Raw genomic sequence first — 9,314 nt, 5'->3', positions numbered from 1 at the left:
TTTTTTATTGTTTATTTGATATTTATCAAAGGTATCTTAATGGTGGCTTTTTTATATTATTATGATTTTATTTGATTTATATTTTTTATGTAGAAATAATTTAAATTGAAAAAATAAATAAAAACGTTGACGAAAGCGAAAAAAAATGGATAATAAGCAGGGTAAGGATTTTTCATTGTTTTCTTTCCTTATATTCCTTATATTTCATGTTGGCCTGTATAGTTTTATACAGGTCTTTTTTTATTTTTGAACTATTCATGAAATCCCTTCACAAAAAGAGTATAATCAGTTTCCTATAGAATCTGTTTTAAAGCTTATCCTAACAGAGCGTTGTATTTATTGAGAGGATTTGATTATGTCTTTTAGCATTCCACATCTTTTAGTGTTTCTTGCCGTGGTGATTTTATTATTTGGCACTAAGAAGTTACGTAATTTAGGTTCGGATCTTGGTTTAGCGTTGAAAGGCTTTAAAAAAGCGATGAATGATGACGAAGTTGAATCAAAAAGTGATAATAAGTTAGATGATAATAAATAGTTGCATTTATTTAGTATGAATTTACAATTTGACGTAGTAATTGTTGGTGGTGGATTAGTTGGTTTAGCCACTGCTTGTGCACTTAGCCAATGTGATTTAAGCATTGCGATTATAGATACTAAACTTTGTCAGCATGAATTCTTGCCTCATGCTGAAATAAGTATTAGAGCTTCTGCTATTAATGGCGCTAGCCAGCGCTACTTTTCAAAAATTGGTATATGGGATGATTTATGCAATAGCAAGCGTGTACAGGAATTTACTGAGATAGGTGTATGGGAAAAAAATGGTCAAGCTCATTTGTCTGCCCAAGCCAAAGATTACGGTTATTCTAATCTTGGATACATAATTGAAAATAATGTCATTTCTCATTATCTTTACCAGTTTGCATTAAACTGTTCGAATATTAAAATTTATAGCCATGAAGCAGTTGATTGTACATTTAATGATGATTTTGTCTTTTTGACACTTGCAAATAAAGCTGTTTTACAAGCTAAATTAATGATAGGGGCTGATGGTGCTCATTCTTGGGTGCGTAGGAGTGAAAATATTTCTGTTCTTGAGCGTGATTATCTTCATCATGCTGTGATTACAACTGTTCAAACTGAATATCCTCATCAATCCTGTGCTAGACAAGTGTTTTATCCCAATGGAATTATTGCTTTTCTTCCTCTTTGGAATGTAAATAAAAGTTGTTTAGTTTGGTCGACAAAACCAGATAATGCGTCTACTTTAACTTCACTTTCTGAATCAGAATTTTCGAACGAATTATTTCGGTTGACTGGTGATAAAGTTGGTAAATGCCAGTTAATTAACCCTAGAATGGTATTCCCATTAAAAGCGCGATTTGCTAAACAATTTATTAAGCATCGGTTAGTACTTATTGGCGATGCTGCTCATACTATTCACCCTTTAGCAGGACAAGGGGTAAATTTAGGTTTTCAAGATTCTGCTTTATTAGTTTCAACCATTAAACAATTAATCGAAACTAATAAAGATATTGGGCTTGTAAAAAATTTAAAATCATTTGAGTTTAATCGTCGCAAAGATGCGTTAGTTATGCTCACGGCCATGCAAACTATTCAAGATATGTTTAATGGTGATAATTTGTTGAAAAAGACGTTAAGAACAATTGGTATGAATGTTATTGATAATAGTCAGCTATTAAAAAAGCAACTGATTAAATATGCTATGCATATTTAATTTAAACTTATATCTAGTTATTATTGTGTCTGTCAAAAACTTTCAGGTAAGTATGTGTTTCAGTATAAAAATCAATTATGATACTTAATAGATTAAGAATCTATTCCAGAAATAACAATCCAACCATAAAATAAGTAAACTGAACTAAAGCCGCATGATCTAATGCGCTTAGCAAATTATAGTTAAACAAGAATAATAATGATGCACTAAAAAGTGCACCAATATTGATAATAAATCGTGATTAAACTGTTTGTTTTAATAAGTTATAAACAGGGGTAGCAAGACCTATTTTTGCGTTGTTAGATTTTAGTTTATACCAATAGCCACTATGTTCATTAAAACATTTTGTATACTTGGTAATGACACAATAAATAGGAAAAATATCTAAGTGAAAATGACTAAATGTGTGGCGAAATGCAACAAGTTGCTTTGGTGCTGTTGTTTCGATACCTTGTTTTTTTAACCAGTCAGTTATTGCTTGTTTACTTGAAAATTGAGGAAAACAATATAATCCTCCCCAAATACCAGACGGAGGCCTTTTTTCAAGCCAAATTGTATGATCATATTCTAGCATTAAAAAATAGGCTGTCTTTTGGGGAATGGCATTTTTAGTTTTTTTTGTAGGATAGAGTTGCCAGCTTTCGGTTTTATATGCTAGACAATGGGTTTGCAATGGGCATAAGGAGCATTTAGGTTTAGTGCGTGTGCAAACCATAGCCCCAATATCCATCATAGCTTGATTAAATTTTGCTACCTTATGTTTTGGTGTGACTTGTTCACTTAATTGCCAAAGTTTATTTTCGACAGTTTTAATACCAGGCCAACCTTCAACAGCAAAATATCGGGTTAAAACACGTTTTACGTTGCCATCTAAAATTGGATAATGTTGATTTTGTGCAAGAGATAAAATTGCACCAGCTGTTGAGCGTCCTATGCCTGGAAGTGCGACGACATCATCGAACTTTGTAGGGAACATGCCATTAAATTTATCCACAATTAATTGTGCTGCTTTATGTAAATTACGTGCTCTTGCATAATAACCAAGTCCTGTCCAAAGATGCAATACATCATCAATTGGCGCTTTTGCTAAATCTGTTATTTGTGGGAAGTGCTCAATAAAACGATTAAAGTAAGGAATAACCGTTGCAACTTGGGTTTGCTGTAGCATCACTTCAGACAACCAAACATGATAAGAGCTTTTTTCGACCTGCCATGGTAGCGATTTTCTGCCATATTGTTCATACCACGTCAGAACAGCTTGCGGAAAGTATTGTATTGTCATAGCCATTACATTGCAGCAACAATAGAATCACTAGGATAGCAACCTAGTACCTTAGTATATAAAGTCATTGATGCCAATTCTTTGAGAGCTGTTTGCATTTCATAAGAATGAATGTTACCTTGCAAATCGATATAAAACATCTCTTCCCAAGGCGTACCATGAATTGGGCGTGATTCAAGTTTAGTCATAACAATGTTATGGTTACGTAATACCGATAGCGCATCAACTAAAGCACCTGCTTGCTGACCTGTTTTCATGAGAATTGTGGTTTTAGCAGGGATTTGATCAGATACTTCTATTGGCTGACGAGCTAACACAATAAAACGAGTAATGTTTTCTTTTTGATTGGCAAAATTATGTTCAAGGACTTGTAGCCCATATAATTCACCACCATCTTTATTACCCATAGCTGCAACATTAGGTTGATTCAATTTAGCTACAGTTTCCATTGCTGATGAAGTACTATCGCAGTATATGATTTTCCAATGAGGATAGTTCTCTAAGAAGTTACTACATTGCTGGAATGGTTGTGGATGGCTATAAATAGTATCGATTTGCTCTAGCTGGGAATTTTGTATAGCAAGAATACAATGATCAATAGGTAAAGAGAGCTCACCAATAATATGCAGGTTAGTTTTTTGCAATAAATCATAAACTTCATTAATTGAGCCGGAACTTGAATTTTCTATTGGTAAGATTCCATAATCTACAGCACCATTTTCGACTTGTTCAAAAATCTCTTTAAAGGTTGAACAGCTTAATTCAATCATTTCATCTAAGTGAGCGCTAGCATAACGGCGGGCAGCAGAATGCGAATAAGATCCTTTGGGGCCTAAAAAGGCAACTTTGGCTGTGGTGATTGTGCTGAGATTAAGCTTTTCTTGCAAGATTTTTTGTTGTAATAGTACAGAATCTTCAATAATTAATTGATATAAGCGTTTAATGAAAATATCATCAAGATGATAGTCTTTGCCTTCATTGATTAAGGCTCTGATAAGTGAACGTTCACGATCAATGTCGCGCACAGGAATGTTTGCTTCAATTTTCGTATGAATTACTTGTGTTGAAAGTTGGCGCCTCAGGGCAATAAGCTCTAACAATGTTTTATCTAATTTATTAATTTTATCTCGCAAAGATAATAAAGGATTTGTAGCCATTTTTTATAAGTTATTTAAAAAAAGATAGTTTGTATTATAACAAGCAAAAAAATAAAGGCACCATCAAAGTGCCTTTTTATTCAATCAATAAAATTGACAGATTAAATTTCTTCTTCTAATACTGTGTCTTTTATGCTGTTAACTGCACGCCGAGATTCATTTTTGTGTTGTAGTTTATTAAGTTGTTTTTCAAGCTTATCAATAAGATCATTTATTGCAGCATACATATCAATATGTTTGGCAGAAGCAACTAATGAGGTTCCTTTGGTGGCAATTGTTGCGTCAACAATAAATCCATCTGGTTCTTTAGATAAAATAAAATGAGGGTTGATTAACAGTGCTCTCCATTTATCTAACTTCGAAAATTTATCTTCTAGATAGCTACGAATAGCAGGGGTAACATCCATTTGTCTACTGGTAATACTTAAAGTCATAATTGACCTCCTCTTTTTTATCAACAAAGTTAATTTTAATGTTGTTACTATATTGGCAAATTATTTTAGTCTCGTTAATAAGATTTTTGTTTTTGCCTGATTTTTATTAGTTTAATTTTAAAATAGATTTCATTGACTAAATATTGCATAACATGTGGACCAGATGAAACTGATTTTACCATGGTTTTAATATATACTGTATTAATAATTATTTAGTTTATCCTGTGTTATAGTAATTATTTAATAATGGGGACAATGTGAATTATTTAGATAATGTGAAGATTGTTTTGGTTGAAACATCTCATACAGGCAATATGGGCTCTGCTGCGAGAGCAATGAAAACCATGGGATTAACTAACCTTTGTTTAGTTAATCCGATCATAAAGCCTGATTCTCAATCGATTTCGTTAGCTGCAGGTGCCAGTGATATTATAAAAAATGCACAAATCTTTTCTTCACTTGAACAAGCCATTGCTGATTGTACTTTAGTGATTGGTACTAGTGCGCGTTCTCGTAGTTTACAGTGGCCATATTTAACTCCCAAAAAGTGTGGCGATAAGATTATTCAAGAAGCCTCAAATCTCCATACTCAAGTCGCTTTGGTATTTGGGCGTGAGCGTGTTGGTTTAACTAATGAAGAATTGCAAAAGTGCCATTATCATGTTGGAATTCCAGCTAACCCTAGTTATAGTTCTTTAAATCTTGCTATGTCGGTACAGGTTTTGTGTTATGAAATTCGCATGTCAATGCTCAATCTTGAAGATCAGCAATCTGAAAAGGAAAATGAGAATATGGCTGAAACTGAGTTTCCTATAGATGCTGATATAGAGCGCTTTTACCAGCATTTAGAACAAACTTTATTACAGACAGGCTTTATTAATGCCAATCATCCAGGACAAATTATGGGGCGTTTGCGTCGATTATTTACACGTGCACGTATTGAACAACAGGAACTAAATATTTTGCGTGGCATTTTAACTTCGATTAATAAAATTTTACATTGATGACAAATAGAAACACCCACAGATTTGTGGGTGCTATTTTAAGGTTGATACTGTTTAATGTAGTATCTTATCTATTAATCAAAATATCAATTCTAAGTATGTTAGCTTTTAGCTTTTTTGCGCCATGTTGTGCCATTTGCACTATCTTCAAGAACAATATTCATTGCATTTAGTTTGTCACGAGCTTCATCGGCCTGAGACCAATTTTTGCTTGCTCTTGCTTCGTTACGTTGTTTTATTAATGCTTCAACTAATGCCACATCAACATCATCTTGCTTATCACCTTGTAAAAATTTAACAGGATCTTGCTCTAATAATCCAAGAACTGCTGATAAATAACGTAACTCAGCTGCTAATTCATTAGCGAGTTGCATATTATTATCGGCTTTGGCTTTGTTTATTTCACGAGCCAGATCAAAAAGCGTTGAATAAGCTTCTGGTGTATTAAAGTCATCATCCATTGCGTTACAAAACTGGCGATAATAATTACTATCAGGTGTCGTATGTGGATGATTCGCATCAGTATCTCGCAAGGCTGTATATAGTCGCTCAAGTGCCATTCTTGCTTGTTTTAAATTATCTTCACTATAATTTAACTGACTACGATAATGACCAGATAGTAAAAAATAACGTACTGTTTCAGCATCATAATGCTTTAATACATCGCGAATAGTGAAAAAATTATTGAGTGATTTTGACATTTTTTCTTGGTCGACCATCACCATACCTGAGTGCATCCAGTAATTTACATATTGACCGTTATGCGCACAAGTTGATTGGGCAATTTCGTTTTCATGATGTGGAAACATTAAATCTGAACCGCCACCGTGAATATCAAAGTGATTGCCTAATTGATAGCTGTTCATTGCTGAACATTCAATGTGCCAACCAGGGCGACCTTTACCCCATGGTGAATCCCAACTTGGTTCGTTAGGTTTTGACATTTTCCATAATACAAAATCCATTGGATTTTGTTTAACATCAACAACTTCAACTCGAGCACCAGCTTGTAATTGTTCTAAATTTTGGCGAGATAAAATACCGTAATTCGGATCGCTGTCTACCGAAAACATGACATCACCATTATTGGCAATATATGCATGTTTTTTTTCGAGAAGCTCTTCAACTAATTTAATAATTTGTGGCATATGATGAGTTGCACGAGGCTCTATATCAGGCCGACGAATATTTAGTGCATCAAAATCGGTATACATTTCTTGTAGCATTCTATCTGTAAGTTGATCACAGGTTTCACCATTTTCGAACGCACGTCTAATGATTTTGTCATCAACATCAGTAATATTACGAACATAAGTTAAATCGTAACCTAAAAAACGTAAATAACGTGCGACAACATCGAAAGCAACGAAAGTACGTCCGTGACCAATATGACAAAGATCGTAAATTGTCACTCCACAAACATAGAGTCCAACTTTATTAGGGGTAATTGGTTGAAATATTTCTTTTTCGCGTGTTAATGTATTGAATATTTTTAACATTATAATTTACAGGGTAAAATTGATGGATTTTGCTAGATAATATAACAAAATTCTGGATATGACGAAATTACTTATTGAGAACTTTGCAAGCAAAATTGAGAAAATGTATATACCAATATAACTGAATTAAATTTGTTGAGTTCGTATAGATGTTTTTAAGACTGACGATGAGAAATATGATGTACTATAAATATAAACCTTAATCTAATTTAAATTGGCGGTTTACCCGCCAATTTAAATTAAAATAACTTATTGTTTTAAATGGCGATAGATATAAATGAGTATAATCGACCCAAGTACTGAAATTAACAAACTAGGGAAATTAAATCCAGTTACACTACCCCAACCAAAGAAGGTGCTAATATACCCACCCACTAAGGCTCCTGCTATGCCTAATAAAATAGTTTTAAAAACCCCTACACGTCCTAGTGGCATAAAAAACTTTGCAATCCAGCCGGCAATTAATCCTAGAATAACCCAACTTATAATACCCATGATAATTTCCTTCTTTTATTGAAATTAATTTTAGTTTACTCAAATAAATTAAAAAATCTAACAGATGTTGATGCTCAATGTAATAGTTTTAATCAATTGATTAAAAATAATAAATAACAGTAAATTTTTAATAATCAATGAATAAGGATTTGGTAGGTAAATGCTGTTGGTAATTTGTTATCTTATGATTTTTTAATTAAAATTAAAGTATTTGACCATGTTTCTAACTATGGACATATACTTGATGAATATAGGAAGATAACTAAACGTAATTAAAAGGGAGGTTTAATCTCCCTTAATATATTATTGTTCGAAAATTGTTTTATGTAGAATTTTGATAATTGATTCGGCATCATTGCTTTTTGCTAATAAGCAAAGATTGTGTGTACTTGCCCCATAACAGCAAAGCCTAATAATAAATTCATCTAATACACCAAACACTTCTTTTGCAATACCTCTGGTTGAGGTTAGGTTATTACCAATAATAGCAATGAGTGCTAAATCTTCTTCTATATCGACATGACAAACATTTGATAATTCATCAAATAATTCTTTCGTTAATAAACTGTTTCCGTTGGTGTTTGTACCAGTAGTGTCGATGGTTAGTGCAATACTTACTTCTGATGTAGTTACTAAATCAACCGAAATGTTATATTTGGCTAATATCGTAAACACATTTGCAAGAAAGCCTTGTGCATGTAGCATATTTAAACTGGTTAAAGTTAGTAAGGTTTGTTTACGACGTAACGCTAATGCTCTGAAGACAGGTAATTTAGATGTGATGCTATTAGTACTATAAACAATAGTTCCTCCATCTTGTGGTGCTTTACTTGAACCAACAAAGACTGGTATATTGCTACGTACAGCTGGGACTAGCGTTGCTGGGTGTAGTACTTTTGCTCCAAACGTTGCCATTTCGGCCGCCTCCGCAAAAGATATTTCATCAATGCGTTTAGCTGCTGGAGTAATGCGAGGATCGTTAGTATAAATTCCAGCAACATCAGTCCAAATATCAATTTGAGTTGCACCCAATGCTTCACCTAATAAAGCTGCTGTATAGTCACTTCCACCTCGTCCCAAAGTAGTGGTTTTTCCAGAACTTTCACTACCAATAAATCCTTGTGTCACAATGACACAACTATTGTCTAATGACTTTAAATGGGCACAACAAAGCTGTTTAATATCTTCAATTTTAGGTGTTGCTTTACCAAAGTTATCGTTGGTGCGCATAACTTTTCGTACGTCAAACCACATGGCTTTTTTCTGTTTTTCTTTTAGTATTTCGACAAACAGTTTTGAAGACATAATTTCACCGTGACTAACAAGCTCATCGGTTAACGCAGGTGATGTTGCTAAGCTTGCCGCTTCTGACAATGAGGCTATATTGGCAATGATTTGGTCTATTTCTGCGCGTAGTTTGGGATTTTCAGGTAATTGTTCTAGAATGTTGTATTGAATCGATTGAATTTTCGCAATATGTTGAGATCTTACTTCTGCGTCACGTCCTTCTGCTAATGCAACTAACAAATTTGTTACACCAGCGGAGGCTGATAATACAACAACCTTTACGTTAGGGTTAGCTATTACAATATTGGCACTATTAACCATTGCTGGATAATCGGCAACACTAGTACCACCAAATTTAGCTATTACAAATGATGTTTCCATGGATTCCTCATATTAAAAATTTTTATTTTTAACAGAGTTA

9 protein-coding genes are annotated in these 9,314 nt (G+C 33.5%); 3 read left to right on the top strand and 6 right to left on the bottom strand.

The window, feature by feature from the left end; translation table 11 throughout:
- The first annotated feature begins 355 nt into the window (after positions 1-355).
- Together A9G44_RS06935 and A9G44_RS06930 are read left to right on the top strand one after the other, a co-directional pair.
- Entirely contained in the window at positions 356-535 is a 180-nt protein-coding gene (locus A9G44_RS06935; RefSeq protein ID WP_034909727.1) for a Sec-independent protein translocase subunit TatA, read from the top strand.
- Positions 536-550: 15 nt separating this feature from the next.
- Positions 551-1,735, top strand: a complete 1,185-nt coding sequence (locus tag A9G44_RS06930; protein ID WP_065609995.1) for an FAD-dependent monooxygenase — start codon at positions 551-553, stop codon at positions 1,733-1,735.
- A 241-nt stretch (positions 1,736-1,976) separates the two neighbouring features.
- On the opposite strand, the gene mutY is transcribed toward A9G44_RS06930, so the two are convergent.
- The 3 genes from mutY to raiA all read right to left on the bottom strand — a co-directional run bounded on the left by mutY (position 1,977) and on the right by raiA (position 4,608).
- Complete coding sequence (gene mutY, locus A9G44_RS06925; protein ID WP_065589580.1) at positions 1,977-3,017, bottom strand: A/G-specific adenine glycosylase; 1,041 nt, start codon at positions 3,015-3,017, stop codon at positions 1,977-1,979.
- Positions 3,018-3,022: 5 nt separating this feature from the next.
- Positions 3,023-4,174 carry a bifunctional chorismate mutase/prephenate dehydratase gene (gene pheA, locus A9G44_RS06920; RefSeq protein WP_065609993.1) on the bottom strand — a complete coding sequence of 384 codons (1,152 nt, stop codon included), beginning with the start codon at positions 4,172-4,174 and terminating at the stop codon, positions 3,023-3,025.
- 101 nt (positions 4,175-4,275) lie between these two features.
- Positions 4,276-4,608, bottom strand: a complete 333-nt coding sequence (gene raiA, locus A9G44_RS06915; RefSeq protein WP_065609991.1) for a ribosome-associated translation inhibitor RaiA — start codon at positions 4,606-4,608, stop codon at positions 4,276-4,278.
- Between the two features lie 314 nt (positions 4,609-4,922).
- Here raiA and trmJ point away from each other — a divergent pair, with 314 nt between their 5' ends.
- Complete coding sequence (trmJ, locus tag A9G44_RS06910; RefSeq protein WP_051634114.1) at positions 4,923-5,612, top strand: tRNA (cytosine(32)/uridine(32)-2'-O)-methyltransferase TrmJ; 690 nt, start codon at positions 4,923-4,925, stop codon at positions 5,610-5,612.
- Between the two features lie 101 nt (positions 5,613-5,713).
- Here trmJ and cysS read toward each other — a convergent pair whose 3' ends face one another.
- From cysS to lysC, 3 genes are all read right to left on the bottom strand, one after another.
- Positions 5,714-7,111, bottom strand: coding sequence for a cysteine--tRNA ligase (cysS, locus tag A9G44_RS06905; protein ID WP_065609989.1), 1,398 nt, complete (start codon positions 7,109-7,111; stop codon positions 5,714-5,716).
- Between the two features lie 249 nt (positions 7,112-7,360).
- Positions 7,361-7,606 carry a GlsB/YeaQ/YmgE family stress response membrane protein gene (locus A9G44_RS06900; protein WP_065560625.1) on the bottom strand — a complete coding sequence of 82 codons (246 nt, stop codon included), beginning with the start codon at positions 7,604-7,606 and terminating at the stop codon, positions 7,361-7,363.
- Positions 7,607-7,909: 303 nt separating this feature from the next.
- Positions 7,910-9,274: a lysine-sensitive aspartokinase 3 gene (gene lysC, locus A9G44_RS06895; RefSeq protein ID WP_065609987.1), complete on the bottom strand. Its 1,365-nt coding sequence runs from the start codon at positions 9,272-9,274 to the stop codon at positions 7,910-7,912.
- Positions 9,275-9,314: the final 40 nt, after the last annotated feature.

This window comes from Gilliamella sp. Occ4-3 (genome assembly GCF_001690675.1).
In the GTDB taxonomy this organism is placed as follows: Bacteria; Pseudomonadota; Gammaproteobacteria; order Enterobacterales; family Orbaceae; genus Gilliamella; species Gilliamella bombi.
This window is presented reverse-complemented; position numbering and strand designations above follow the sequence as displayed.

Excerpts from the sequence above, each read along its gene's own strand:
- pheA (WP_065609993.1), bottom strand. The coding sequence starts at position 4,174 with ATGGCTACAAATCCTTTATTATCTTTGCGAGATAAAATTAATAAATTA.
- A9G44_RS06900 (WP_065560625.1), bottom strand. The coding sequence starts at position 7,606 with ATGGGTATTATAAGTTGGGTTATTCTAGGATTAATTGCCGGCTGGATT.
- A9G44_RS06930 (WP_065609995.1), top strand. The coding sequence starts at position 551 with ATGAATTTACAATTTGACGTAGTAATTGTTGGTGGTGGATTAGTTGGT.
- cysS (WP_065609989.1), bottom strand. The coding sequence starts at position 7,111 with ATGTTAAAAATATTCAATACATTAACACGCGAAAAAGAAATATTTCAA.
- lysC (WP_065609987.1), bottom strand. The coding sequence starts at position 9,274 with ATGGAAACATCATTTGTAATAGCTAAATTTGGTGGTACTAGTGTTGCC.
- raiA (WP_065609991.1), bottom strand. The coding sequence starts at position 4,608 with ATGACTTTAAGTATTACCAGTAGACAAATGGATGTTACCCCTGCTATT.
- trmJ (WP_051634114.1), top strand. The coding sequence starts at position 4,923 with ATGGGCTCTGCTGCGAGAGCAATGAAAACCATGGGATTAACTAACCTT.
- A9G44_RS06935 (WP_034909727.1), top strand. The coding sequence starts at position 356 with ATGTCTTTTAGCATTCCACATCTTTTAGTGTTTCTTGCCGTGGTGATT.
- mutY (WP_065589580.1), bottom strand. The coding sequence starts at position 3,017 with ATGACAATACAATACTTTCCGCAAGCTGTTCTGACGTGGTATGAACAA.